The following is a 25892-nucleotide window of genomic DNA, read 5'->3' as shown; positions in this document are numbered from 1 at the left end:
GGCCGGGCGGCCGACGCGGTCGAGGCCGCCGACCGGGCCGTCGACGAGGCGCACGACCGGATCGCGGTGCTGTTCGCGGACGCGGGCGTCGACCTGGGAAGCCGTCGGGCCGGCGGCGCCCGCGAGCCGGACGCGGCGCACTACCAGGAGGCGGCCGCGCTCGCCGCGCTGCGGGCCGAGTCGGCACTCGCGCTCGTCACCCAGCGGCGCGAGCAGAGCGCGCGGCTCGTGGAGCAGGTCGCCGAGGCCGACCGCGAGGGGCAGGTCGCCCGGATGCTGACCATGCAGCTGCAGGCCGACCGGTTCAAGCAGTGGCTGCTCGCCGAGGCGCTGACCACGCTGGTCGACGGCGCGTCGCGGATCCTGCGCGAGCTGTCCGGCGGGCAGTACGACCTGGCGCAGGAGAAGGGCGAGTTCGTGGTCGTCGACCACGGCGACGCGGGCCTGCGCCGGGGCGTGCGGACATTGAGCGGCGGCGAGACGTTCCAGGCCTCCCTGGCCCTGGCACTCGCGCTGTCCGAGCAGCTCGCCGGCATGTCGACAGCGTCGGCCAACCTGGAGTCCATCATGTTGGACGAAGGATTCGGCACCCTCGACGCGGCCACCCTCGACACGGTCGCCGCCACGTTGGAGAACCTCGCCGCGCGCGGCGACCGGATGGTCGGCGTGGTCACCCACGTCGGCGCGCTCGCCGAGCGGATACCCGTCCGGTTCGAGGTGCGTCGCGACGGGCGCGGCATCGCCCGCGTCGAGCGGACGGGGTGAGCGGGGTGCGGGTACACGTCGAGGCCTGGGATCCGCGCTACGGCGCCAACACCGAGGGCGGCGACGGCACCGGCCCGGAGGCGGCCAGCGCCGAGGAGGTCGACCCCGCCGCCGAGCTGCCGCCCGAGGCGTGGCAGCCGCTCGCTCCCCCACCGGATCTGCGCGCCCCCGACGTGGTGCTGCTCGTCGACGGGGTGCGCCGCATCGACGCGCACATGTGGGTCGAGGAGAGCGAGTCCTCGCTGCAACCGTGCCTCGCGGCGTCGTACGCTGCGGGGGTGGTCCGCTGTGACCTGCGGCGGGGCGCGGCGGAGGTGGCCGGCGCCCGGATCGTGCGGGGGCTGTTCACCCCGAGCCCGCTGCTGGAGGACCTCACCACGACCGCCGCGCAGTACGTGGTGAAGCGCGTCGGCGTGCGCGACCCCGGCAAGCTCGCCAACAGCGTGCTGCCGCACCTGCGGGCGCTGGAGGTCGACGTGTCCAGGGAGCAGCGGGCCGACGTGGGCGCCGAGCACGACCTGCTCGTCGTCGACGGCCCGCTGGAGGACCGCGGCGCGCTCCCCCGCGCGATCGGCTACGTCAAGACCCACCGGCGCACCTACCTGCCGCCGACGCTCGCCACGGTGATCACCCGGATCCGGCCGGGCCAGCGCACGCCGTACTTCTCGGTCGGCACCCGCTGGCGGCAGTACTCCTGGTATCTGCGGCTGCCGGGGCCGGTCGGCTCGCCGTGGGCGGGGATCGTGCGGGTCGAGTGCTCGGCGGAGCTGACCCGCGCCGAGGTCACCCACCTGGCGGACCTTTCGGCGGTCACCCTGCCCCGGCTGGCCTCCACCTCGTACAAGGACCCGCGCGCCCCGCAGAACCTGGTGCCCATCGCCGGGCTGGAGAAGAAGCTGCGCGCCATGCTGGGCAACGCGCAGCTGCTGCACCGCGCGCTGCAGTCGGCGGTCGCCGCCGGCAACCGCGCCGCACCCCCGGAAACCCCATGACGGGTACGCGGGTCATTGCGCTGTCCGGGCGTTACGACCTGGGGCGGTCGCTGCGGACGCTGGCGCTGGGCGACGACCCGACGGCCCGGGTGGGCGGCACGGACGCCTGGTGGGCCACCCGCACCCCCGACGGACCCGCGACGCTGCACCTGCGCCACGACGGCGACCGGCTCGCGGCGCGGGCGTGGGGCGTGGGCGCCGGGTGGGTGCTCGACCGGGCCGACGCGGTCGCCGGGCTCCGGGACGACCCCGCCGACTTCGCCGACGTCGCCCGCCGGCACCCCGTCGTGGCGCGTGTGACCCGCGACCTGGGCGGCGTGCGGCTGCCCGCCACCGGGCGCGCGTTCCAGGCCACCGTGCCCATGATCCTGCAGCAGAAGGTGACCGGCCTCGAGGCCAAGCGGTCGCACACGGCGCTCGTGCGCGCCCTCGGCGAACCCGCCCCCGGCCCGGCCGGCGACCTGCCGCCCGGCCTGCTCCTGCCGCCCGTGCCGGCGGCGCTGGCCGCCACGCCGTACTGGGCGTTCCACCCGTGGGGCGTGGAGCAGAAGCGGGCGGACACGGTCCGGCGCGCGGCCGCCGCCGCTGCCGCCATCGACCGGGCCGCCGACGCGACCGCGACCACCCGCCGGCTGACGTCGATTCCCGGGATCGGGCCGTGGACGGCGGCCGAGACGGTCCGGGTGGCGTTCGGCGACCCGGACGTGGTGACGGTCGGCGACTACCACCTGCCGCACCTGGTCACCTGGGCCCTGGCCGGTGAGCCACGCGGCACGGACGAGCGCATGCTGGAGCTGCTCGCCCCGTTCGCGGGGCACCGCGGCCGGGTCGTGACCCTCCTCGGGCTGGCCGGGCTGGGCGCGCCCCGGTTCGGCCCGCGCATGCCGATCAGGTCCTTCGCGCGCTTCTGACACACGGATGGGTGGTTGAATCAGGTCGTGGTGCTGCCGATCAATCCGCCGCTGGAGCCGATGCTCGCGACGAGCGTGCCCGAGCTGCCCACCGGCGAGGGCATGACGTACGAACCCAAGTGGGACGGCTTCCGCTGCATCATCTTCCGCGACGGCGACGAGGTCGAACTCGCCAGCCGGGGCGGCAAATCCATGACCCGGTATTTTCCCGAGGTCGTGGCGCAGGCGCGGGAACAGCTGCCGCCCCGCTGCGTGGTCGACGGGGAGATCGTCGTCGTCCGCCGCGACGAGGGCGCCGAGCCGAAGCTCGACTTCGAGATGCTGGGCCAACGCATCCACCCGGCCGCGTCGCGGGTAAACATGCTGGCCGAGGCCACGCCGGCGTCGTTCATCGCGTTCGACCTGCTGGCGCTCGGCGACGAGCTGTTCACCGAGGAGCCGTACGAGCGCCGGCGCGCCGAGCTGGCGAAGGCGCTGTCGTCGCTCGTACCCCCGATGTACCTGACGGCGACCACCGCGGACGCCGACACCGCCCGACGGTGGTTCGAGCTGTTCGAGGGCGCGGGCCTGGACGGGCTCATCGCGAAGCCCGCCGACATCACGTACGAGCCGGGCAAGCGGCGGATGTTCAAAATCAAGCACTCGCGCACCGCCGACGTGGTCGTGGTCGGCTACCGGCACCACAAGTCCGGGCCGGTGCTCGGGTCGATGCTGCTCGGCCTCTACGACACCGACGGGCGGCTGCACCACGTCGGGGCGAGCGCGTCGTTCACCGCCAAGCGGCGCGAGGAGCTGATCGGGGAGCTGGCGCCGTACCGGGAGGGCGCGGAGGACGACCACCCGTGGCTCGGTGACGGATGGCAGACAGGTCAGCGGGTGCCCAACATGCCGAGCCGGTGGACCGGTAAGAAGGACCAGAGCTGGATCGCGTTGCGGCCCGAGCTGGTCATCGAGGTCGGCTACGACGCCATGGAGGGTGACCGGTTCCGCCACACCGCGCAGTTCAAGCGATTCCGGCCCGACCGTACGCCAGAATCATGCACGTACGAACAGCTGGACCGTCCGGTCCGGTTCAATGTCGACCGGGTGCTCGCCGGCCGGCCGGAGGCCGGCTGATCCCCGGCCCGGGAGGAGACCACGTGCGTCGGCGCCTTGCTGTACTAACCGCCGCCCTGATGCTGGCCGGCGTCGCCGGCTGCGCCGGACCCGAGAGCCAGTGGGTCCAGCCGCGCACCGGCGCGAGCGGGAGCGGCACGGCCGCGCCGACCGGTGGCGCGCCGACCTGGCGCGACTGCGCCGAGATCCCCCGCGAGCTGCTCGGCGGCGTCCCCCGCGGCATCACCTACCAGTGCGCCACGATCAAGGTGCCGCAGGACTGGACGGCGCAGGCCGACGGGAAGACCTTCGACATCGCGCTGCTGCGGGCACGGTCGAGCCGGCAGTCCGACCGGATCGGCTCGCTGCTGATCAACCCGGGCGGGCCGGGCGGCTCGGGCGTCGACTACGCGGTCTACCTCTCGCAGCTACCGGGGCTCAACAGCCGCTTCGACGTGGTGGGCTTCGACCCGCGCGGCGTAGGGCGTTCCACCCAGGTCAAGTGTATGACCGACCAGCAGCTCGACACCCTGTTCGGGTACGACCCGGACCCGGTGAGCAAGGCCGACTTCGACAAGTTCGTCGCCGTCAACCGGGAGGTGTCCGACGCCTGCTCCGCCAAGTACGGCGAGTCGTTGCGGCTGTTCTCCACCGTGCAGACCGCCCGCGACATGGACGCGGTGCGGGCGGCCGTGGGCGACCCCAAGACCACCTACCTGGGGTACTCGTACGGCACCCTGCTCGGCGGCGTGTACGCGCAGCTGTTCCCCACCAACATCCGGGCCATGGTCCTCGACGGGGCGATCGACCCGGCCGAGCAGTCCGAGGCACGCTCCGAGGGGCAGGCCAAGGGCTTCGAGCGCGCCTTCGACAACTTCGCGCAGTGGTGCAAGCAGACCCCGGCCAGCTGCCCCGTGGCGCCCGACCCGCGCGCCGTGGTGCAGGCGCAGCTGGCCGCCGCGCGGACCGCGCCGAAAGCCGGCGCCGGCGGCCGGCTGGCCACCCCGGGCTGGATCTTCACGGCGGTCGTCGCGTCGCTGTACGTCAAGGACGACTGGGAGAAGCTCGGCAAGGCCCTCGACGACCTGCGCGACGGCGACACGACGGCCATCTTCGCCCTCGCCGACGGCTACGCCGAACGGGACCAGAACGGTCACTACACCAACCTGTTCGACGCGAACACCGCGGTGAACTGCACCGACTACGAGACGTACGCCGACCTCGAGCGCATCCGCGTCCTGCAGTCCCAGTGGCGCACGAAGTACCCGCTGTTCGGCGCCGGCCTGGCCATGGGCATGGTGAACTGCGCGGTCTGGCCGTCCAAGCACGACCCGTACCCGGTCGGGCCGGCCACGGGCGCCCCGCCCATCCTGGTGGTCGGCACGCGCGGCGACCCGGCCACCCCGTACGAGCAGACCCCGAAGCTGGCCGCGATGCTCGGCACCGGCGTCGTGCTCACCTGGAACGGCGAGGGCCACACCGCGTACCCGCAGACGGCGTGCATCACCCGCAACGTCAACAACTACCTGATCGACCTGGACGTCCCGGCGAAGGGCACCGTCTGCCCGGCGTAGCTCATGGCGCCACCGTCGCGGAACGTGGGGTCAGAAGTATCGCTTGCTGACGAGCAGTCTCCAGGTGACGCCTGGTTCGGCGATGACGTCGTAGCTCACGTAACTCGGTTTGTCGAGAAGAATGATGCTGGAGACAGCCGGCTGGGCATGCGGACCGCCACAGGTGATCGTGTGGGTGACCCTGACGCCGGTTGGTAACCCGTCGGTGTTCTGCAGGCCCTCCGGCACGCGGATCCTGTCGTACGTTCTGAGCTTGATGTGGGGGCCACCCCAGCAGGACAGGTGGAAGTCGACCGCATCGGACGTGGCCAGCACGGTGCGCCTCAGCAAGCCGGTGAGCGGCCCGAGCTGCAGCGGCAGCAGGTGAGCGGATGTGGACCTGAGGACCAGTTGCTGCGGCGTCCACCGCCGGTCTGACGCGCAGCCGGACAGCACCACGACGACCGCGAGGGCGAGCGCCACCCGCGCCCGCCACCACCTCGACCGCACTCAGTCCTCCGCGCGGGCGCGGCTGGGCTGAACGCGCTTGGGCTCGCCGGGCATCTTCGGGTAGTCCGGCGGGTACGGCAGGTCGCCGTCGCCGGTGCCCGCGTCGCGCTCGGCCCACTCCAGGAGCGGCGCGATGTCATGCGCCACGTCGTCGATCGCGGCGTGCGGGTCGCCGAGCTTGGCGACCCTGTCCGGCACCGTGCGCAGGTCGAAGTCGTCCGGCTCGACGTCGGGCAGCTCGTCCCACGTCACCGGCGTGGATGCCGTGGCCCGGGCGTTCGCCCGCAACGAGTACGCGCACGCGATGGTGCGGTCGCGGGCCATCTGGTTGTAGTCGACGAAGACCTTCGACCCGCGCTCCTCCTTCCACCACTTCGTGGTGACCAGGTCGGGGCGGCGTCGCTCGATCTCCCGCGCCAGGGCGATGGCCGCCCTGCGCACCTCGACGAACGTCCACTCGGATTTGATGCGTATATATATGTGCACGCCCCGCCCGCCGGACGTCTTCGGGTAGCCCACCCAGCCCAGCTCGTCGAGGATCGCGCGCACCTCGGCGGCCACCGCGACCGCGTCGGCGAAGTCGGTGCCGGGTTGGGGGTCGAGGTCGATGCGCAGCTCGTCGGGACGGTCCACATCGGAGCGGCGCACCGGCCAGGGGTGGAACACGATGGTGCCCATCTGCGCCGCCCACGCCACGTGCGCGAGGTCGACCGGGCACAGCTCATCGGCCTTGCGGCCGCTCGGGAACGCGATCTCGGCGGTCTCCAGCCAGGGCGGCACGCCGCGCTGCGGCACCCGCTTCTGGAAGAACATCTCGCCGCCGACGCCCTCGGGGAAGCGCTGCAGCGTCGTCGGGCGCTCCCGCAAGGCGCGCAGGATCCCGTCGCCGACGGCGAGGTAGTAGTTGACCACGTCGAGCTTCGTGAAGCCGCGGTCCGGGAAATAGATCTTGTCGGGGCTGCTCACGCGGACGTCGCGGCCCGCGGCCTGCACCTGAACGCCGGACTTGTTAACTGCCGAACCTGCGGCCATGCCGCGACCCTACCCCGATGGGCCGACAGATTCGGCCCGCACGCGCAGCGTGGGCCGGCCCAGCGGACCGGCCCACGCTGGAACTGCCCGGCGAGCTACCGCCGGGCGTGGCGGGCACCGCGCCGGTGCGCGGCGCGGCCCGCCAGGACAAGCCCCACACCCGCGGCGAGCAGGAGCCCGCCCGCGGACGCGGCCATCGGGGCGCCGGACGACTCCCCCGTGACCGGCAGCATCGCCGGCGCGCCGGCGGGGAACGCCTCCGGCGCGTCGGACGTCGGCCGGGTGACCGGCCGGGACACCGGCTGACCCTGGGCCGTCACCGTCTCCGGCGTCGTCCCACCGCCGCCCGGCACGTCGTCGCCCGGCACGTCGTCGCCGGGCGCGTCGCCCCCGCCACATGCGCCGCCGCAGCGGTGCCCGCCCGGACCGTAACCGCCCCCGATCGGACCGCGCGCCCCCGAGCCGTAGCCGCCTTCGATGGGACCGCGCGCCCCCGACCCGTAGCCGCCCTCGACCGGACCGCGCCCGCCGGAGCCGTAGCCACCCTGACCGCCAGCGCCACGCTGACCGCCAGCGCCACCCTGGTTGCCAGCGCCACCCTGGTTGCCGGCACCGCCCTGGTTGCCCGCACCGTAACCGCCCTGACCGCCGGTCCCGCCGGCGCCACCGCCGTGGTCGTAGCCGTAACCGCCGGCACCGAAGCCGCCGAACCCGGGGCCGCGACCGACCGGCGGCCGGTTGCCGCGACCCGGGCCCTGGGCGGCGCCCGCGCCGGGGCTCGGCACGATGATCCGCTCCGGCGGGTCACCGCCGGCCGCGATGAGCAGCCCGACTTCCCAGGGCAGCTGCCCGCCGATGCCGTACCACTGCCCGCCCGCGCAGCGGCAGTCGCGGGCGGCGGCCCAGTCGGCACGGTCCACGTGGGACACCCTGCCCCCGGCCAGCGCCTGGAGCACCGCGTCCTCGTCGAAGGTGACCTCGTGGGCGACCTCGTCGTTGGCGCGCGCCTGCGTGCCCGGGTCGTCATTGGCCATTGCCGGCGTGGCGATACCACCGACGATCGCCGCGGCGAGCGCGAACGCACCCGTGGTTCTCATCCGAAATCCTCACTTTCCGGTGGTCGGTCAATCCTCTGTGGTTATCGGATGATTAGGCGCATTGGATGTGGCTACCTCACGGCAAGTTGAAACTGCGGTGGGTCTCCCACAGGTTGCGCAGCATGAATAGCTTCTCTTCAAATTCTGGATCTCTGGCCAGGAACCACCCGTCGTAGGGAGCCCGCAGCCGCGTCGTCACCCCCGCGACGTCCACCGCGATCACGATGCGCGCGCCCCGCCGCTCGGTGCGCACGTCCGCCACCCGACGCCACGGCAGGAGCTCCCCCGCCCGGCGCGGCACCGGATGGATGCCCACGTCGTCGACGTCGACCCCGACCGACCTGCCCAGGGCGAGGCCGCACAGCGCGCCGACGGCGGCACCGGCCGCGACCAGGGCGAGTCCGAGCGCCGCCACCCGCCACCACAACAACCCGTCCGGCGTACGGGCGACCGCGCGGCAGCACCGGTCCGCCACCAGCCCGGCGGCGTGCGCAGTCGCGGCCACGCCGAGCAGGACCCCGCCGGCCACGCCACCGTGCCAGGCTCCGCGCGCCATCGCCTGCGTGCCCGTGGGTCGGAGCCTCAGCACCCCCGCAAACCCGCCGATTGATCCCCCACGACTGATCAACGAGCACGGTGGCGGGCGGGCGCGGCGTGCGTACCGTGGAGGTATGACCAACGAGATCCCGGCCGACCAGCTGCCCACCACCGAGGACGAGTGGAAGGCGCGCCTCGACCCGGAGGAGTTCCGGGTGCTGCGCCAGGCCGGCACCGAACGGGCCTTCACCGGGGAGTACACGGACACCGAGACGCCCGGCATGTACGCCTGCCGTGCCTGCGGCGCCCAGCTGTTCTCCAGCGACACGAAGTTCCACTCCGGCTGCGGCTGGCCGTCGTTCGACGAGGCACTGCCGGGCGCCATCCGCTACATCGAGGACCGCACCTTCGGGATGGTCCGCACCGAGGTCCGCTGCGCCCGCTGCGACTCGCACCTGGGCCACGTGTTCTACGGCGAGCGGCAGACCCCGAAGGACACCCGGTACTGCATCAACTCGATCAGCATGCGCCTGAACCCCGATACCTGATGGCTCCCGCGAGACCCGTGTTCGTCGAGGTCTGGCCGCTGATCGCCGACGACGACGGCATGTGGTTGGTCACCGGCCGACGCGCGTGGCGCGCCCGCGGCCCGGTGACGGCCGACGGCACGGGGCACACCGAGGTGGAGCGGGTGCTGTCGACCTACGGCGCCCGCCACGCTCACCGCGCCGTGGCCCCGCCACCTAGCGACGCTGCGCCCGGCCCTCGCGGGCATGTACGACCGCCGATAACCTCTTCCGGGTGACCGTTGCCGCCACCCGCCGCGCGCGGCTGATCACCCTGTTCCCGCTCGACACCGCCTGCGTCACCGCCCCACCCATCGACGCGGCGTCCGAAGTGGAGATCTTCGGTTTCGCGCCCCGGGCCGGGGACTCCGAGGGCGCCGAGACACCCTGGCGGCCACGCGTCACGGACGCCCGCCGATCAGACTTCTCCAGCAGACTGGGCGTGGCCGATACCCTCCGTCTCAGGCAAGGAAGTGCTCAAATAGCTTAATCAGGATGATTCTCCATCTTAGCCGGAGCGGGCGTTGTCGAGTCCACAAAAGGTCATGAAGAGCGAGCGTTGGTGGATCAGCCGTTCCGCCCTGGTGGGAGCCGCCCTCGCCGCCCTCGCCATGATCTGGGGCCTGATCGCCGACGCACAGGTGCTCATCTACGACGGGATCGTGTCGCTGCTGGACGTAGCCATGTCCGGTCTGGCGCTGTTCGCCGCCGGCACGGCGGCGAGCCCGCCGGACCCGCGCTATCCCTTCGGCCGCGAAGCGATCACGCCACTGGTCATCGGCGCCCAGGGCGCCGCCCTCGCGGGCAGCAGCGTCTACGCGATGCTCTCCGCCACCCTGACCATCCTGCACGGCGGCAACACCCCGGATGCCGCTGCCGGAATAGCGTTCGCCGCCTTCAACGCCCTCGCCGTACTCGCGACCAGCTGGTGGTTGCTGCGGGCCCGGCCGGCCACCGACCTGGTCCGGGCCGAAGCGGCGGCGTGGCGGGCCGCGATCCCGCGGACTGTCGGCATCCTGGCCGGATTCACGGTCCTGCTCCTGCTCGACGGCACCGACTGGCACCAGGCCATGCCGTACATCGATCCGGCCATGGTCATCGCCGCCTGCGCGCTCACCCTGCCGACCGCCGTGCGGTTGATCCGGATCAGCCTCGCCGAACTGCTCGAACGGGCACCGGACGAGGCCGTCCAGGCGCCCGTCCGCGACGCCGTGACCAGCGTTGCCCGCCGTACGGGTCTCACGGACGTCGACCTGCGCGTCACCAAACTGGGCGCCAAGCTCTACGTGGAGGTCAACGCCACCGCCCCGGCGGGCGGCATCAGCCTCGCCCAGATCGACGCGGCCCGGCGTGAGCTGCGCGCGGCACTGACCCGGCCTGAGCGAAGACTGTGGTTGAACGTCGAGGTGCACACCCGTGCCGACTACCTGCTGCCCTGATGGTCGAGGAGCCACTGTTCCGGGTCGCGGCCGGCGACGAAGCCGAAGTAGTCGTTGACCGCCGCCACACCGGCGAGGCGGCGCAGCTCCGGCGACAGGTTCAGCAGACCATCGACGCCCACGGCGAGGATGTGGTTGTCGGCCGGGCGCAGCCACGGCACCACGTGTTCGCAGATCAGCGCGCGGCGGGTCGCGGCGCTGCGGTTGTGGCCGGCCGCGTGCCACAGGCGGCCACTGTAGACGACGGCACTTCCCGCCGGCATGACCACCGGGACCAGCTCGTCGGGCGTGGGGCGGCGCCCAGCGGGCCAGCGGTGGCTGCCCGGGACGACCATCGTGGCGCCGTTGTCGGCGGTGAAGTCGTCGAGCGCCCAGATGACGTTCGTCTCCACCTCCACGTCGCGTGGCAGCGGGTAGACGCCGGCGTCGAAATGCACGGCCTGCGCGCCCTGCCCGGGGTCGACAGCCGATAGGAACAACATGCCGAACTGGTGGACCTCGCCCAGTCGCGCCGCGACCAGTTCGCGCACCCGCGGGTGCAGCAGGGTCGTCCCGAACGCGCCGACGTCGCGGAGCAGCCCGTACACGCGGCGGGTGCGGCGGCCGTCGAAGTCGTTGTCGCTCCAGGCGACGCCACTCAGCAGGTGATCCGCGTGCCGGGTAGCCGCGTCCAGCTCGTCGTCCGACAAGATCTCCGGGAGTACGACGAAGCCGTGCTGCTCCAGGGCCGCAACCGGATCGGTCATAGTGCGCGAAGCTAGCAGCGGCGCGTGAGCGACACCATCGAATACCGCACCGCGTCCGGCGTCGGCTCCGCGTCGACGTAGCCGAGTCGCCGGTAGAAGTCGATGACGCGCGTCCGGCTGCTCATCACATCGAGCACCAGGCGGGAGAAGCCCGCGTCCACCGCGTGCCGGTGCGCGTACTCCATGAGCAGCCGTGCCACCCCGTTGCCCTGGTACGACGGGCGCACGTAGAGGCGCTTGACCTCGACGGCGACCGGCAGGGTCGCGGGCCGCAGGCCCACGCAGCCGACGGGCACGTCGCCGGCGTAGGCGAGCAGCAGCGCCCCCGGCGGCGCGTAGACGACGGCCAGGTGCAGGCACTCGTCCCGCAGCAGGTCCGGCAGCTGGTCAACGGCGGCCGGCACGGCTCGCCCCGCCTCGGCCTGCGTCGCCGCCAGGTACTCGAACACCAGGTCCCGGGCCGCGACCAGGTCGCGACTCCCGGCCGCCACAACCCGCACCGCCGACGACTCAACCGACCTTGGGACGAAAGTGTCGCCCGGGCGACATTCCTGTCCCAAGGTCCAACAGCCCGGTCAGGGGTTGCGGCGCAGGCCGCCGCGCAGGGCGACGATGCCGGCCAGGGCGGCGAGCGGGCCGATGACGGCCCAGGTCTTGTCCCCGGACATGGAACTGCCGCCCAGGAGGTTGAGCCCCTGCAGCGTCCACACCGCGCCGGAGAGGATGAGCAGCAGGCCGCCCACGATCAGAATCCATCGCATGCGGGCATTGTGGCCCGCCGACGATCTTTACGCCATGCCCCACTCGGCCCGCAGGTCGGCGAGCATGCCGTGGAAGGTCGGGAACGTCTTCCTCACGCACCGCGGGTCGTCGAGGGTGATGCCCAGCGTGCGCAGGCCGGTGATGGAGAAGCTCATCGCGATGCGGTGGTCGGCGAAGCAGGCGATCTCGGCGCCGACCGGGGTGCCGGGCCGGATCTCGATCCAGTCGCGGCCCGTGGCCACCTCGATGCCGAGGCGGCGCAGGTTCTCCTCGCAGGCCGCGAGGCGGTCGCACTCCTTGACCCGGGTGTTGTAGACGTCCTCGATGCGCACCGGGCCGGTGGCGAACGGGGCGATCGCGGCCAGGGTCGGCATGGTGTCGGAGATGTCGCGCATGTTGACCGTGACGCCGTTCAGCGACGCCGGGCCGGTCACGGTCGTGGACGTGGCGTCCTGGCGCACGTCGCAGCCCATCTGCCGCAACACGTCGGCGAAGCGCACGTCGCCCTGCAGGCTGTCGGTGCCCAGGCCCGGGACGGTGACGGTGCGTCCCGTGACGGCGGCGGCGGCCAGCACGTAGCTGGCGCTCGACGCGTCGGGCTCGATGTCGTAGTCGCGCGCGCCGTACGGCGCCGACGGCACGAGGAACGTGTCGCCGTCGCGGCCGACGCCCACCCCGAACTGCTCCATCATGCGCAGCGTCATCTCGACGTACGGCACGGAGACCATGTCCGTCACCGTGATCGCCAGGCCGTCGGCGGCGAGCGGCCCGGCCAGCAGCAGGGCGGTGAGGAACTGCGACGAGATGCTCGCGTCCAGGGTCAGCGCGCCGCCCTTGAGGCCGCGGCCCACCACCGTGAACGGCAGCCGGCCCGGCTCGCCCTCCTCGCGGACCTCCACCCCGAGGGCGCGCAGCGCGCCGATGAGCGGGTCCATGGGCCGGCGACGCATCTGCGCGGACGCGTCGAAGGCGTACTCCCCATGGCCGGCAGCGGCCAGCGCGGGCAGGAAGCGGGACGCGGTGCCCGCGTCCCGGGTGTACGCGACGGCGCTGGCCACGGGCGGGCCGTCGGGGTGGCCGGTCACCACCCACGCCTCGTCGGCGGACGACACGACGTCGACGCCCAGGGCGCGCAGGCCGTCGGCGAACGCCTCGGTGTCGTCGGAGCGCAGCGGGTGGCGCAGCGTGGTCTCGCCGTCGGCGGCGGCCGCCAGGAACAGGGCCCGCGCCATGATCGACTTTGACCCGGGAACCCGAACAACCGTCGCACTCATGACCACGATCCTAATGCGTCACCCGAACGTGGCCTGCGGCCGCGTCGCGCGGCGATCGCCGCCCGGATCGGGCAGCATGTCCGCATTGGTGCCCGCGCGCGGCGACCGGTCCCGTTGCCGCCGCGCGGGTCCCTCCGACCCGGAAGGAGCTTCCATGGCGGTCTGCGACACCTGCGGCAACGACTACTGGCTCTCGTTCGAGATCCACACGGTGGGCGGCTTCACGCACACCTTCGACTCGTTCGAGTGCGCCGTGACCCGGCTGGCGCCCATCTGCGAGCACTGCTCGTGCCGGATCATCGGGCACGGCGTCGAGGTGGCCGGCAGGTTCTTCTGCTCGGGCCACTGCGCCCGCACCGCGGACGGTTCCGGGGACGGGGCGCAGATCCGCGTCGCCGTGGGCGCCCGACCCGCCTGAGTACGATCGCGGGGTGATCCTGCACGTCGCCCGCTTCGCCGACCTGACGCCGACGGCGCTCTACAACATCCTGCGCCTACGCGTCGACGTGTTCGTCGTCGAGCAGGAGTGCGTCTACCCCGACCTGGACGGGCTCGACCTGCTCGACACCACCCGGCACCTGTGGTTCGCCCCGCCGGACGACCCCGACGAGCCGCGGGCCTACCTGCGGCTCATGTCCGGTCCCGACGGCGACCGGATCGGCCGGGTCTGCACGGCCGCGTCGGCGCGCGGCGCCGGGCTCGCCGGGCGCCTCATGGCGGCGGCCCTGAACCTCGCGACGCCGCCGGTCAGCCTGAACGCCCAGTCGTACCTCACGGGGTTCTACGGGCGCTACGGCTTCGAGGCCGCCGGTGAGGAGTTTCTCGACGACGGCATCCCGCACGTACCGATGCTACGGAAGGCTTGACACGATCTCCGCGACCGTGCGGCGGCGGCCCGTGTAGAACGGGATCTCCTCCCGTACGTGCCGGCGGGCCCCCGACGCGCGCAGGTCGCGCATGAGGTCCACGATCCGGTGCAGCTCGTCGGCCTCGAACGCGAGCATCCACTCGTAGTCGCCCAGCGCGAACGACGCGACCGTGTTGGCGCGCACGTCCGGGTAGCCGCGCGCCATCCTGCCGTGCTCCGCGAGCAGCTCGCGGCGCTCCGCGTCGGGCAGCAGATACCACTCGTACGAGCGCACGAACGGGTACACGCACAGGTACGCCCGGGGGTCCTCGCCGGCCAGGAACGCCGGGATGTGGCTCTTGTTGAACTCGGCCGGCCGGTGCAGGGCCGCCTGAGACCACACGGGCGCCAGGTGGGCGCCGAGCTTGGTGCGGCGGAACAGCCCGTACGCGTCCTGGAGCGCGTCGGCGGTCGGCGCGTGCCACCAGACCATGAGGTCCGCGTCGGCGCGCAGGCCCGCCACGTCGTACGTGCCGCGGACCACAACGTCGTCCTTGGCGAGCGTGGCGAACAGGTCCTCCACCTCGCCGGCGAGGTCCTCGCGCAGCGCCGCCCCCAGCGGCACGGCGGCCTTGTAGACCGACCACATGGCGTACCGGATGCTGGCGTTCAGCTCACGCAACCGCGCCGCGTTGCTCTGCTCCTCGCTCATGCGTTGGATTCTCTCAAGTGTGCCCAGACCGACTCGGCGGCGGTCTCTCCGGATGTGACGCACACCGGGATGCCGACGCCGACGACGGCAGCGCCGGCGAGCCCCAGCCCGGCCGGCAGCGCGGCCCGGGCCGCCGCGACCCGGTCGAGGTGGCCGGGGGCGTACTGCGGCAGCGCCCCGCCCCACCGCGCCACGAGCGTGTCCACGGGATCGGGCAGCTTCAGGTTCATCAGGTCGGTCAGCTCCGACCGGACGAGCTGCACCAGGTCCCCGTCCGTCGCCTGCAGGACGCCCGTGTCGCCGTAGCGGCCCAGCGACGCGCGCACCAGCACCGTGCCGTCGGGCCGGGCCAGGTGCGCCCATTTGGTGGTGAAGAACGTCGCGGCCTTCACCGCGTATCCCTGGTCGGCGGGGACGAGGAAGCCCGACAGGTCCGGCAGCGGCGTGCCGGCCGGCAGCGCGAGCGTGACCAGGGCGATGCTGGCGTAGTCGAGCACGCCGAGGGCGTCGGCCGACGCGGTCGCGGCCTCGGCGAGCAGCCGGGCCGCCGGCCGGCCCGGCACGGCCAGGATCACCGCGTCCGCGTCGAGCGTCCCGGGGTCGCGGGTGGCGCCGATGGTGAGCCGCCACCCCGCGCCGTGGCGGGCCAGCCCACGCACCGGCAGCCCGGTGCGCACCGTGGCCCGCGCCAGCTCGCACACCCCGTCGACCAGCACCGACAGGCCACCATCCACAGTGGAGAACACCGGCACGCCCACGGGCCGCGACGCGGCGCCCTCGGCGAGCGCGGCGCGCANGTCGACCAGCACCGACAGGCCACCATCCACAGTGGAGAACACCGGCACGCCCACGGGCCGCGCGACGGCGCCCTCGGCGAGCGCCGCGCGCAGCGCGTCGCGCAGGGTGTGCGCGGACGTCGCCGTGCGGTGCAGCTGCGGCATCGTGGCCGCCAGCGACAGGTCGTCGGCCCGGCCCGCGTACACCCCGCCAAGCATCGGATCGACCAGCCGCTCGACGACCGCGCCGCCGAACCGCGCCCGCACCAGCTCCCCCACGGCCACGTCGGCACCGCCGTCGAGCAGCGGACGGCCGCCGTCGTGGTCACGGTGCGCGCCCGGCTCCACCAACCCGTCCAGGGCCCCAGGATCAGCGGGTACGCCCACGAGCGTGCCCGCGGGGACGGGCCGCAGGTCACCGTCGACGGCGATGGCGGCCCGCGCGGTCGTCGGGTGCCGCAGCGCGCCGGCGAGCCCGGCCTGGTGCGCCAGTCGCGTCGCGCTCCCCCGACCGTCCGGCGCGGGTGGGCCGCCGGCGGAGGTCAGGAACGCCTCGGCGCCCAGCTCCACCGGGCCGCCCGCCAGGGTGCCCGTGCGCAGCTTCCCGCCGAGCACGCCGGCCTGCTCGACCACCACGATCTCGGGACGCGCGCCCGCCGCGTCCGCGAGCGCCCGTACCCTCGCCGCGGCGGCGAGGCCCGCGATGCCGCCGCCGACCACCACGATCCTCATGCCGTCACCTCCGCTCCGCTTGCTCATGCCCTTATCTCACCAGGCGACCAGTACGGTGGCGGACATGCCACACGAACGCGTTGCCGTTGTCACAGGAGCGGCCCAGGGCATCGGTCGGCGCATCGCCGAGGTGCTGGCCGCCGACGGCTACCGGGTCGCGGCGCTGGACCGCCAGCCCACCCCCGACGTGTCGTTCGCTCACGTCGGGGACGTGTCCTCGGAGGCCGACGTGGCCGCGTTCGCGGCGGCGGTCGCCGACCGTCTCGGGGCCGTGGACCTGCTGGTCAACAACGCGGGCATCGCGTGCATCGCGCCGGCGGAGTCGACCCCGGTGGCCACCTGGCGCCAGGTGCTGGAGGTCAACCTGACCGGTCCGTTCCTGCTCTGCCAGACGTTCGGCGCGGGCATGCTCGACCGGGGCGCGGGCGCGATCGTCAACATCGCCTCCCTGGCGGGCCTGCGCGGGGTGGCCGACCGGTCGGCGTACAACGCGAGCAAGCACGGCCTGCTCGGCCTGACGCGCACGCTGGCCGCCGAGTGGGGCGGCCGGGGGGTACGCGTGAACGCGGTGTGCCCGGGCTGGGTGAAGACGCCGATGGACGTCGACTCCCAGTCGTCGGGCGCGTACGTCGACGCGGACATCACCGACCACGTGCCGCAGGGCCGGTTCGCCTCCCCGGACGACGTCGCGCAGGCGGTGGCGTTCCTCGGCGACCCGGTGCGGGCCGGGTTCATCAACGGCACCGCCCTGTCCGTCGACGGCGGCTGGCACGCCGACGGATCGTGGCAGTCCCTGCGCCTGGCGGCCCGCGACCGCTGACTAGCGGCGCGATGCCTCGTGGATGAGTTCGACCAGGCGGGTGAGCACCGTCGGGTCCGTCTCCGGCAGGACGCCGTGACCCAGGTTGAACACGTGCCCGGGGGTGGCCGCACCCTCGGCGAGCACGCGGCGCGCCTCGGTCTCGACCGCCGGCCACGGGGCGAACAGCGCCGCGGGGTCGAGGTTGCCCTGCACGGCCACGTCCGGACCGAGCCGGGCGCTGGCCACGTCCAGCGGTGTGCGCCAGTCGACGCCGACCACGCTCGCGCCGGCCTCGGCCATGGCCGGCAGCAGCACGGCGGTGCCGACCCCGAAGTGGATGCGCGGCACGTCAGGGAACCCGGCCGCGACCGAGGCGAGCACGGCGGCCGAGTGCGGCAGCACGTAGCGGCGGTAGTCGGCCTCCGACAGCGCCCCGGCCCACGAGTCGAACAGTTGCACCGCCGACGCGCCCGCCGCCACCTGCACGCGCAGGAACTCGGCCGAGATCGCGGCCAGCCGGCCGGCCAGGTCGTGCCACAGGGCGGGCTCGCCGTACATGAGGGCCTTGGTGCGGGTGTAGGTGCGCGACGGCCCGCCCTCGATGAGGTAGGACGCCAGCGTGAACGGCGCGCCGGCGAAGCCGATGAGCGGCGTGCCGCCGAGCTCGGCGCACAGCAGCCGGACGGCCTCGGCGATATCGCCCAGGTCGCCGCCGTCGAGCTTGCCGATCGCGTCGATGTCGGCGGCGGTGCGCACCGGGCGGGCCACGACGGGGCCGACGCCGGGGGCGATGTCGAGGTCCACGCCGGCTGCGGCGAGCGGGACCATGATGTCGGAGAAGAAGATCGCCGCGTCGACCCCGTGGCGGCGGACCGGCTGCAGGGTGACCTCGCAGACGAGGTCGGGGCGCCGGCACGCCTCCAGCATGGGGATGCTCGCGCGGACCTCACGGTATTCCGGCAGGGAGCGGCCCGCCTGGCGCATGAACCACACGGGCGTGTGCGGCACGGGCTGGCGACGGCAGGCCCGCAGGAACGGCGAGTCGGACAGGGCGGTGGCGGTGGAAGTCGTCATCGGTGGCCATCGTGCCACGACCGGGCCGGCCCGGACGGTGCGGCCGGGGACAATTTACGCGTACCCATGTGTGGTTCTGGTCGCCTCGGCGCGCCGCGCCGCGTTGCGGGCCGCAACGCCCCTAGGCTTCCGGCATGGCGCCCCCGACCGCCGTTCCCGCTCTTTTCACCCAGGCCGTCGCGAGCCTTCGCGCCGTCCAGACCCGGCCCGAGATCGAACTGGAGGAGGCTCCCGCACCCCAGCGCCTCGCCCCGTTCGCGCACGCGGTGAACGCCTCCGTGCTGCGCGACGACGACGAGATCGCGACCGGGCGGCTGATCCTCCTGCACGATCCGGCCGGCCACGAGGCGTGGCAGGGCACGTTACGCCTGGTCACCTACGTGAACGCGACCCTGGAGCCGGAGATGGGCACGGACCCGCTGCTGCCCGCCGTCGGGTGGAGCTGGCTCACCGACGCCCTCGCGGAGCAGGGTGCCCGGTCGGTGGCCATCGGCGGCACGGTGACGCAGACGTTCTCCACCCGGTTCGGCGACCTGGCCGGCCCCGCGCCGGACGCGGAGATCGAGATCCGGGCGTCGTGGACGGCGCTCGACGGGCATCTGGACCGCCATCTGCGGGCCTGGACGACGCTGCTCGCGTCGACGGCGGGCCTGCCGCCGCCGGGCGTGGCCCGCCTGCCGGCACGCGACCAGGGCGCGCCGCGCACCTGAGACGCCACGACACACCGATGCGAGGCCCGCGTCATGAACTTTCCTCCGGTTTCCGGGTGGTTGGGGCAACTGAAACCGCAGGCCGGGGCCACCGCGACCGGTCGGTTGACACCGCTCGTGCACGGAGCGCCAGGTCCGACAAACGTGACGTCGCCGACGCGCAGGGGGAACCTGCTGCTGACTCGCGGGTAAGTGACCGTACGGTTGTCTTGTGACCGACGGACCCCACACCCCCGACGAGCCGGCCGTCGTACTCACCGCCCCCCGCGACGGAACGCCGGACCCGGTCTCCACCGAGGGGGAGCTGGCCGGCGTTATAACCCGCCTCAGGGCGGGCACAGGACCGGTGGCCGTGGACGCGGAACGCGCGTCGGGCTACCGGTACACCCATCGCGCGTACCTCGTTCAGCTGCGCCGCGAGGGCGCCGGCTCTTTTCTCATAGATCCCCTGCCGCTCGGCGACCTCTCCGAGGTCAACCGGGCGATCGCCGATACCGAGTGGGTCCTGCACGCCGCGAGCCAGGACCTCCCCTGCCTGTCCGAGATCAACCTGCGTCCCACCCACCTGTTCGACACCGAGCTCGCGGCCCGGCTGGCGAACTTCGAGCGGGTGGGCCTGGCGGCCCTCACCGAGCAGCTGCTCGGGTTCACGCTCGAGAAGCACCACTCGGCCGCCGACTGGTCCACCCGTCCGCTGCCGGCGTCGTGGTTGAGCTACGCGGCCCTGGACGTGGAGCTGCTGGTCGACCTGCGCAACCTGCTCGAGGCGGAGCTGATCCGGCAGGGCAAGCTGGAGTGGGCGCACGAGGAGTTCGCGGCCCTGGCCGCGAGCGCCGGCGACCCGCCGCGGCAGCGTCCCGACCCGTGGCGGCGCACGTCCGGCATCCACAAGATCCGCGGACCGCGGGCGCTGGCCCGGGTCCGGGCCCTCTGGTACGCCCGCGACACCATCGCGTCGCGGCGCGACACGGCGCCGGGCCGGGTGCTGCCCGACTCGGCGATCGTGGCAGCCGCCGAGATGGATCCGCGCGACGAGCGTGAACTGCTGGTGCTGCCGGGGTTCGGCGGTCGGTCGGTGCGCCGGCTCGCCCAGACCTGGCTGGACGCCCTGACCGAGGCGCGGACGCTGCCCAACGAGGCGCTGCCGGTGAACCCGCCGTCGGACGGGCCGCCCCCGCCGCACCGGTGGGCCGAGCGCGACCCGGTCGCGGCGGCCCGGCTGGCGCGGGCCCGCGAGGTCGTGACCCGGCTCGCGGGCGAGCACACCCTGCCGCCGGAGAACCTGATCACGCCGGACCTGGTGCGCCGCCTCGCGTGGGCGCCGCCGGACAAGATCACGGGCGACACGGTCGCCGAGGCGCTGTCCACCAGCGGCGCCCGGGCCTGGCAGGTGGGCCTGATCGCCGACGAACTGGCGGTGGCGCTAACGGCCGAATAACGGTGTGCGATGTGCCACGGTGGGTGTGATGCGGACCGTAGTTACTAACGAGTAGCATCTAGCTCAGGCTCCGGCACCGCGCCGTTGAGCCGGCACACCACGACCAGGGAGGCTCGCTGTGCCGCAAGACACCGCCGTGAGGAGCCCGCTACACGACGTCGTCTTCGTCGACGGCGTGCGCACGCCGTTCGGCAAGGCCGGTGGCATGTACGCCGGGACCCGCGCGGATGATCTCGTCATCCGCTGCATCCGGGAGCTGATGCGGCGCAACCCGTCGCTGCCGCCGGAACGGGTCGACGAGGTGGCCATCGCGGCCACCACGCAGATCGGCGATCAGGGCCTGACGATCGGCCGCACGGCCGCGCTGCTGTCCGGGCTGCCCAAGACGGTGCCCGGCTTCGCCATCGACCGGATGTGCGCCGGCGCGATGACCGCCGTGACGACGGTCGCCAGCGGCATCGCCGTCGGTGCGTACGACGTCGCGATCGCGGGCGGCGTCGAGCACATGGGCCGCCACCCGATGGGCGAGGGCGTCGACCCGAACCCCCGCATCATCGCGGAGAAGCTGGTCGACCCGTCGGCCCTGGTCATGGGCTCCACGGCGGAGAACCTGCACGACCGCGTCCCGGGGATCACCAAGGAGCGCACCGACCGGTTCGCGCTCGCCTCCCAGCAGAAGACGGCCAAGGCGTACGCGGCCGGCAAGCTGCAGCCGGACCTGGTCACCGTCGCCACCCGTGACCCGGCCACCGGCTGGGGCCTGGCGACCGTCGACGAGGCCCCGCGCGACACGTCGATGGAGAAGCTGGCCTCGCTCAAGACCCCGTTCCGCCCGCACGGCCGGGTCACCGCGGGCAACGCGGCCGGCCTCAACGACGGCGCGACCGCCTGCCTGCTGGCCCGCGCCGACGTGGCCGAGGAGCTCGGCCTGCCGATCGCCATGCGGATGGTGTCCTTCGGCTTCGTCGGCGTGGAGCCCGAGGTGATGGGCGTCGGCCCGATCCCGTCGACGGAGAAGGCGCTGCGCAAGGCCGGCCTGTCCATCTCCGATATCGGGCTGTTCGAGCTCAACGAGGCATTCGCCGTGCAGGTGCTGGCCTTCCTCGACCACTTCGGCATCGCCGACGACGACCCGCGGGTCAACCCGTGGGGCGGCGCGATCGCGCTGGGCCACCCGCTCGCCAGCTCCGGCGTGCGGCTGATGACCCAGCTCGCCCGGCACTTCGCGGAGCACCCCGAGGTGCGTTACGGCCTGACCGCCATGTGCATCGGCATCGGCATGGGCGGCACGGTCATCTGGGAGAACCCGCACTGGACCGGCACGGAGGAGAACTGATGATGGACCCCGCCTTCCCGAACGAGGTCGTGACGCAGTCCCTTCTGCGCTACGTGCAGGTGCCGGGCCTGGACAGGCCAGCGGCGCTGATCACGCTGGACAACGGGCACGACCACCGCAAGCCCAACACGCTCGGCCCGGCCGGCCTGGCCAACCTCGACACCGCCATCGACACGGCGATCGAGGCGAACCCGGCGTTCATCGCCGTCACCGGCAAGCCGTACATCTTCTGCGTGGGCGCCGACATCACCGGCATGCCGCTGCTCACCGGCCGCGAGCAGGCCGTCGAGATCGGCGAGCTGGGCCACCGGGTCTTCGCGAAGCTGCGCGACGCGACCGTGCCCACGTTCGCGTTCGTCAACGGCGCGGCCATGGGCGGCGGCCTGGAGCTGGCGCTGCACGCCGACTACCGCACCCTGTCCAAGGGCGCGGCGGCCCTGGCGCTGCCCGAGGTGTTCCTCGGCCTGATCCCGGGCTGGGGCGGCTCGCAGCTGCTGCCCAACCTCATCGGCATCCCCGGCGCGGTCCAGGTGATCATCCAGAACCCGCTCATGCAGAACAAGATGCTGCGTCCGGAGCAGGCCCACGAGCTGGGCATCTCCGACGCGCTGTTCGATCCGGCCGACTTTCTGGAGCGCTCGCTGGAGTGGGCGGCGGGCGTGGTGCGTGGCGACATCACCGTGCAGCGCCAGGAGATCGACCGTGACATGTGGGACGGGGTGCTGTTCTTCGCCCGCAAGCTGCTCGACGAGAAGCTGCACGGCGCTGTCCCGTCCGCGCACAAGGCGCTGGAGCTGTTGGCGCTGGCGAAGGAGGCGTCGTTCGCCGAGGGCACCGCCGCGGAGACGACGGCGCTGGCCGACCTCATCATGACCGACGAGCTGCGCAGCGGCCTGTACGCGTTCGACCTCGTGCAGCGCCGGGCCAAGCGGCCCGCCGGCGCGCCCGGCTCCGGCCTGGCCCGCGACGTCACCAAGGTCGGCGTGGTCGGCGCGGGCCTCATGGCCTCGCAGATGGCGCTGCTGTTCGCCCGCCGCCTGGAGGTCCCCGTCGTCCTCACCGACCTGGACCAGGCCCGGGTGGACAAGGGCGTCGCGTACGTGCACGGCGAGATCGACAAGCTGGTGGCCAAGGGCCGCATGGACGCCGGCAAGGCCGCCAAGCTGCGCGGCCTCGTCTCCGGCTCGGTCGACAAGAGCGTCTTCGCCGACGCCGACTTCGTCATCGAGGCGGTGTTCGAGGAGCTCGGCGTCAAGAAGCAGGTGTGGGCCGAGCTCGAGAAGATCGTGTCGCCGGAGTGCGTGCTGGCCACGAACACCTCGTCGCTGTCGGTGACGGCGATGGGCGAGGACCTGGAGCACCCGGAGCGCCTGGTCGGGTTCCACTTCTTCAACCCGGTCGCGGTCATGCCGCTCGTGGAGATCATCCGCGCGGAGCGCACCGACGACGCCACCCTCGCGACGGCGTTCGCGGTGGGCAAGCAGCTCAAGAAGTCCTGCGTCCTCGTCAAGGACGCGCCGGCCTTCGTGGTGAACCGGGTGCTCACCCGGTTCCTGGGCGAGATCCTGGGCGCGATCGACGGCGGCACGCCGGCGCAGGTCGCCGACACCGCGCTGGACCCGCTGGGCCTGCCCATGCGCCCGCTCGCGCTGCTGCAGCTCGTCGGCCCGGCCGTGGCGCACCACGTGGGCGGGACGCTGCACGCGGCGTTCCCGGACCGGTTCGCGGTGAGCGAGAACCTGGGCCGCATCGCGGCGTCGGGCAAGCCGCTGCTGGTCGACGACGAGATCAACCCCGAGGTCGCCGGCCTGCTCGTGGTGGGCGACAACCCGCTCACGGCCGAGCAGGTGCGCGAGCGCGCCCTGACCGCGCTGGCCCAGGAGATCCGCCTGATGCTGGACGAGGGCGTCGTCGCCGAGGCGCAGGACATCGACCTGTGCATGATCCTCGGCGCGGGTTGGCCGTTCCACCTGGGCGGCGTGACCCCGTACCTGGACCGGACGGGCACCTCGGAGCGGGTCACCGGCCGCCGGTTCCTGCCGGCCGGCGTGGCGAGCCTGCCCGCCTGACGCCTCACTCAATCCCTCGGTGACGAAGGGCGGGCCGGTCGAACCGGCCCGCCCTTGTCCGTACCAGTGGATTATTTTGCCTGTTCCATCGCGGCGATGAACGCGTCCGGCGTCAGCTCGCCGCCGAACAGCTTCTGCAGGTTGGTGTTGAGCGCCTCGCCCACGGCCGGGGTGAGCGCCTGGTCCCACGACTGCGTGAACGTGGGCGCCCGCACCGCGAGGCGGTAGGTGAACCGCGCGAAGTCGGCGTTGTCCCCGACCAGCTTGTTCTCGACGCCCTTCACGGCCGGGACCTGGCCCGACGCGATGAGGTCGTTGATGTACGTCTCCGACGCCAGCGTCTCCACCACGAAGCGCACGGCGGGCTCCGCCAGCGGCGAGTTGGCGCGCACCGAGAAGTAGTTGCTCGGGTTGCCGACGACCGCGAGCGGATTTCCCTTGCCGCCGGTCACGGCGGGAAACGCGACCCAGCCGAGGTCGCCGCTCTTCAGGAACGCGGGGTTGTCGATGTCCTGGTTGCCGTACTCCCAGCTGCCCATCAGGTGCATCGCCGCCTGGCCGGTCGCGAGCAGCCGCGACGCGCCGGACTTGTCGTACTCCACCTTTGCGAAGTCGCTGCCGAACGCGCCGGCCTTGGCCAGCTCCTGGCACATGGTGACCGCGCGGCGCACGTCGGCGTGGCGCCACGCGCCGGACTTGCCGGCGGCGATGTCGGCGAAGCGGGCCGCGCCGCCGACCCGGTCGAGCAGGTACTCCAGCCACATGAGCTCGGTCCAGCCCTGCGCGCCGGCCAGGGCGATCGGGGTGATGTTCCTCGCCTTGAAGACGTCCACGAGGGCGAGCAGGTCGGCGTACGTGCCCGGCGGCTCCACGTCGGCGTCCCGGAAGACCTTCTTGTTGTAGAAGAGGATGACCGGCTGGATGCCGTTGAGCGGCAGACCGTACTGCACGCCGTCGACCTTGCCCACGGCCAGCACGCTGGGCAGGAACGACTTCGCGATGTCGGCGCGCTCCGCGAGGGCCGGGGTGAGGTCGCGCACCTGTCCGGTGCGCACGTACTGCGCGAGGTTGCCGCCGCCCCAGTTGAAGAACACGTCAGGCGCCGACGACGTGCCCATCACCGCGGCGAGCTTCTGCTTGTATGTGTCGTTGTTCCAGGTCGTGAGCCGGGCGCCGGTGCCCGAGTCGCCGTTGAACTGCAGCACGCCACGCTGGATGATCGGTTCGTTGTTGGCATCCTGCAACGCCCATACCTGGACGTACTCGCCGGGTTTGTTGTCGACGCGGGGTGGCCCGCCACACGCGGCGAACGCGCCGAGCAGCGCTGCCATGGCCAGGCTGGTGATGGTGGTACCGATCCGTTTATGGACACGCACGGACGTAGGTCCTTCCGTGAGACCTGAGGAGAGCGGGATCCCACGAATGCCACACGTGGAGAGGGGTGGTCCACGTCGGCACGCAGCGGTCCCCCGAAACGTTTCGTTTGCGGAACGTTAAGAGCCTGAAACCGTCGAGTCAATCGACTAGAAGGTTTCATTATGATCGCGACTCTGCCAAGGGTGGGATCGGGGTCCCCAGCTCGAAATGTTTCGGGACACCTGACCAGTGCGGGCACGCTCGAGCCCCTTGTCGCAGTTGCGGACACGCACGGAGCATCGAACTGTCTAAATCGGACACGGCGAAAGCTTCACGCCGGTCGATAGTTTGCGCAAGTCGTTGACCGGATGTTGACGCGGCCCAGAGAATGGCACCGCATAGAAGCCTCACCATATGTGCACCCGTCCACGGTTCCGTCGCGCCCGGGCCACCCCGGCGCGCGGGACGGTGGCCGCACCTGAGGCCCGGAGAAACCGATCCATCAGGATCAGCGTCCCCGCACGAGGAGCAACAGAATGATCACCAGATCCGCCTCCGGCAGTCGGCCGTCGCCGCGCCGGTCACGCATCCGCGCCGCGATCGCCATCGGTGCGGTCGCGGCCGTGGGCGCGGGCGTGGCCGTCGCGCTGTCGTCGACGGCGACCGCCGCCGAGAGCACCCTGGGCGCGGCGGCCGCGCAGTCGGGCCGTTACTTCGGCACCGCGATCAGTGCCAGCAGGATGTCCGACTCGACCTACCTG

At 72.7% G+C, this 25892-nt stretch carries 27 protein-coding genes and 1 pseudogene; 16 read left to right on the top strand and 12 right to left on the bottom strand.

The window, feature by feature from the left end:
- From ABD211_RS08065 to ABD211_RS08045, 5 genes are all read left to right on the top strand, one after another.
- Positions 1-765 (top strand): SbcC/MukB-like Walker B domain-containing protein (locus ABD211_RS08065; protein WP_344127885.1); only part of this gene is annotated, 765 nt, incomplete at its 5' end.
- A 5-nt stretch (positions 766-770) separates the two neighbouring features.
- Positions 771-1757: a hypothetical protein gene (locus ABD211_RS08060; protein ID WP_344127883.1), complete on the top strand. Its 987-nt coding sequence runs from the start codon at positions 771-773 to the stop codon at positions 1755-1757.
- Positions 1754-2668 (top strand): DNA-3-methyladenine glycosylase family protein, encoded by a 915-nt coding sequence (locus tag ABD211_RS08055; RefSeq protein WP_344127881.1) that lies wholly within the window; start codon positions 1754-1756, stop codon positions 2666-2668. Before ABD211_RS08060 ends, ABD211_RS08055 begins: the two co-directional genes overlap by 4 nt.
- Before the next feature lie 27 nt (positions 2669-2695).
- Positions 2696-3784, top strand: coding sequence for an ATP-dependent DNA ligase (locus ABD211_RS08050; RefSeq protein ID WP_344127890.1), 1089 nt, complete (start codon positions 2696-2698; stop codon positions 3782-3784).
- A 59-nt stretch (positions 3785-3843) separates the two neighbouring features.
- Positions 3844-5337, top strand: coding sequence for an alpha/beta hydrolase (locus ABD211_RS08045; protein ID WP_344127888.1), 1494 nt, complete (start codon positions 3844-3846; stop codon positions 5335-5337).
- Positions 5338-5367: 30 nt separating this feature from the next.
- Here ABD211_RS08045 and ABD211_RS08040 read toward each other — a convergent pair whose 3' ends face one another.
- The 4 genes from ABD211_RS08040 to ABD211_RS08025 form a co-directional block, all read right to left on the bottom strand.
- Positions 5368-5799, bottom strand: a complete 432-nt coding sequence (locus ABD211_RS08040; RefSeq protein ID WP_344127879.1) for a hypothetical protein — start codon at positions 5797-5799, stop codon at positions 5368-5370.
- 27 nt (positions 5800-5826) lie between these two features.
- Positions 5827-6858, bottom strand: coding sequence for a non-homologous end-joining DNA ligase (gene ligD / locus ABD211_RS08035; RefSeq protein WP_344127877.1), 1032 nt, complete (start codon positions 6856-6858; stop codon positions 5827-5829).
- 95 nt (positions 6859-6953) lie between these two features.
- Positions 6954-7955: a hypothetical protein gene (locus ABD211_RS08030; RefSeq protein ID WP_344127875.1), complete on the bottom strand. Its 1002-nt coding sequence runs from the start codon at positions 7953-7955 to the stop codon at positions 6954-6956.
- Between the two features lie 76 nt (positions 7956-8031).
- Positions 8032-8544, bottom strand: coding sequence for a hypothetical protein (locus ABD211_RS08025; RefSeq protein WP_344127873.1), 513 nt, complete (start codon positions 8542-8544; stop codon positions 8032-8034).
- A gap of 82 nt (positions 8545-8626) precedes the next feature.
- Here ABD211_RS08025 and msrB point away from each other — a divergent pair, with 82 nt between their 5' ends.
- The 3 genes from msrB to ABD211_RS08010 all read left to right on the top strand — a co-directional run bounded on the left by msrB (position 8627) and on the right by ABD211_RS08010 (position 10497).
- Positions 8627-9040: a peptide-methionine (R)-S-oxide reductase MsrB gene (gene msrB / locus ABD211_RS08020; protein WP_344127871.1), complete on the top strand. Its 414-nt coding sequence runs from the start codon at positions 8627-8629 to the stop codon at positions 9038-9040.
- Positions 9040-9297, top strand: coding sequence for a hypothetical protein (locus tag ABD211_RS08015; protein ID WP_344127869.1), 258 nt, complete (start codon positions 9040-9042; stop codon positions 9295-9297). The genes msrB and ABD211_RS08015 overlap by 1 nt, the downstream gene beginning before the upstream one ends.
- 306 nt (positions 9298-9603) lie before the next feature.
- The gene (locus ABD211_RS08010) at positions 9604-10497 is read left to right on the top strand and encodes a cation efflux transmembrane domain-containing protein (RefSeq protein ID WP_344127867.1); all 894 of its coding nucleotides are present in this window, start codon (positions 9604-9606) and stop codon (positions 10495-10497) included.
- On the opposite strand, the gene ABD211_RS08005 is transcribed toward ABD211_RS08010, so the two are convergent.
- From ABD211_RS08005 to aroA, 4 genes are all read right to left on the bottom strand, one after another.
- The gene (locus tag ABD211_RS08005) at positions 10482-11243 is read right to left on the bottom strand and encodes a phytanoyl-CoA dioxygenase family protein (protein WP_344127865.1); all 762 of its coding nucleotides are present in this window, start codon (positions 11241-11243) and stop codon (positions 10482-10484) included. The two genes, ABD211_RS08010 and ABD211_RS08005, sit on opposite strands and share 16 nt — an antisense overlap.
- 11 nt (positions 11244-11254) lie before the next feature.
- Positions 11255-11734, bottom strand: coding sequence for a GNAT family N-acetyltransferase (locus ABD211_RS08000; RefSeq protein WP_344127863.1), 480 nt, complete (start codon positions 11732-11734; stop codon positions 11255-11257).
- Positions 11735-11818: 84 nt separating this feature from the next.
- The gene (locus ABD211_RS07995; protein WP_344127861.1) at positions 11819-12004 is read right to left on the bottom strand and encodes a hypothetical protein; all 186 of its coding nucleotides are present in this window, start codon (positions 12002-12004) and stop codon (positions 11819-11821) included.
- 27 nt (positions 12005-12031) lie between these two features.
- On the bottom strand, positions 12032-13279 hold the full coding sequence (aroA, locus tag ABD211_RS07990; RefSeq protein WP_344127859.1) for a 3-phosphoshikimate 1-carboxyvinyltransferase: 1248 nt from the start codon (positions 13277-13279) through the stop codon (positions 12032-12034).
- A gap of 154 nt (positions 13280-13433) precedes the next feature.
- Between aroA and ABD211_RS07985 the strand changes: the two genes are divergently transcribed.
- Together ABD211_RS07985 and ABD211_RS07980 are read left to right on the top strand one after the other, a co-directional pair.
- The gene (locus ABD211_RS07985; RefSeq protein ID WP_344127857.1) at positions 13434-13697 is read left to right on the top strand and encodes a Prokaryotic metallothionein; all 264 of its coding nucleotides are present in this window, start codon (positions 13434-13436) and stop codon (positions 13695-13697) included.
- A 13-nt stretch (positions 13698-13710) separates the two neighbouring features.
- Positions 13711-14145, top strand: a complete 435-nt coding sequence (locus tag ABD211_RS07980; protein ID WP_344127855.1) for a GNAT family N-acetyltransferase — start codon at positions 13711-13713, stop codon at positions 14143-14145.
- Here the strand turns inward: ABD211_RS07980 and hemQ are convergent.
- Together hemQ and hemG are read right to left on the bottom strand one after the other, a co-directional pair.
- The gene (gene hemQ, locus ABD211_RS07975; protein ID WP_344127853.1) at positions 14131-14838 is read right to left on the bottom strand and encodes a hydrogen peroxide-dependent heme synthase; all 708 of its coding nucleotides are present in this window, start codon (positions 14836-14838) and stop codon (positions 14131-14133) included. The genes ABD211_RS07980 and hemQ overlap by 15 nt on opposite strands.
- Positions 14835-16346 carry a protoporphyrinogen oxidase gene (gene hemG / locus ABD211_RS07970; protein WP_344127851.1) on the bottom strand — a complete coding sequence of 504 codons (1512 nt, stop codon included), beginning with the start codon at positions 16344-16346 and terminating at the stop codon, positions 14835-14837. Before hemG ends, hemQ begins: the two co-directional genes overlap by 4 nt.
- A gap of 64 nt (positions 16347-16410) precedes the next feature.
- On the opposite strand from hemG, the gene ABD211_RS07965 reads away from it, so the two are divergent.
- Positions 16411-17166 carry an SDR family NAD(P)-dependent oxidoreductase gene (locus ABD211_RS07965; protein ID WP_344127849.1) on the top strand — a complete coding sequence of 252 codons (756 nt, stop codon included), beginning with the start codon at positions 16411-16413 and terminating at the stop codon, positions 17164-17166.
- On the opposite strand, the gene hemE is transcribed toward ABD211_RS07965, so the two are convergent.
- Entirely contained in the window at positions 17167-18222 is a 1056-nt protein-coding gene (hemE, locus tag ABD211_RS07960) for a uroporphyrinogen decarboxylase (RefSeq protein ID WP_344127847.1), read from the bottom strand.
- A 134-nt stretch (positions 18223-18356) separates the two neighbouring features.
- Here hemE and ABD211_RS07955 point away from each other — a divergent pair, with 134 nt between their 5' ends.
- The 4 genes from ABD211_RS07955 (at position 18357) to ABD211_RS07940 (ending at position 23775) form a co-directional block, all read left to right on the top strand.
- Positions 18357-18932, top strand: a complete 576-nt coding sequence (locus ABD211_RS07955) for a DUF3000 domain-containing protein (RefSeq protein ID WP_344127845.1) — start codon at positions 18357-18359, stop codon at positions 18930-18932.
- Positions 18933-19143: 211 nt separating this feature from the next.
- Positions 19144-20370: an HRDC domain-containing protein gene (locus ABD211_RS07950; protein ID WP_344127843.1), complete on the top strand. Its 1227-nt coding sequence runs from the start codon at positions 19144-19146 to the stop codon at positions 20368-20370.
- A gap of 136 nt (positions 20371-20506) precedes the next feature.
- A complete protein-coding gene (locus ABD211_RS07945; RefSeq protein ID WP_344127841.1) occupies positions 20507-21706 on the top strand; it encodes a thiolase family protein in 1200 nt (399 codons plus the stop codon).
- Between the two features lie 2 nt (positions 21707-21708).
- Positions 21709-23775: a 3-hydroxyacyl-CoA dehydrogenase NAD-binding domain-containing protein gene (locus ABD211_RS07940; protein WP_344127887.1), complete on the top strand. Its 2067-nt coding sequence runs from the start codon at positions 21709-21711 to the stop codon at positions 23773-23775.
- 71 nt (positions 23776-23846) lie between these two features.
- On the opposite strand, the gene ABD211_RS07935 is transcribed toward ABD211_RS07940, so the two are convergent.
- Complete coding sequence (locus ABD211_RS07935; RefSeq protein WP_344127839.1) at positions 23847-25151, bottom strand: extracellular solute-binding protein; 1305 nt, start codon at positions 25149-25151, stop codon at positions 23847-23849.
- A gap of 516 nt (positions 25152-25667) precedes the next feature.
- On the opposite strand from ABD211_RS07935, the pseudogene ABD211_RS07930 reads away from it, so the two are divergent.
- Positions 25668-25892, top strand: a pseudogene (locus tag ABD211_RS07930) (endo-1,4-beta-xylanase); the annotation flags it as partial.

The sequence above is a fragment of the Luedemannella flava genome (assembly GCF_039528515.1).
GTDB lineage: Bacteria > Actinomycetota > Actinomycetes > Mycobacteriales > Micromonosporaceae > Luedemannella > Luedemannella flava.
The sequence above is the reverse complement of the archived record's forward strand: the minus strand, read 5'-3'. Positions and strand labels throughout refer to the sequence as shown.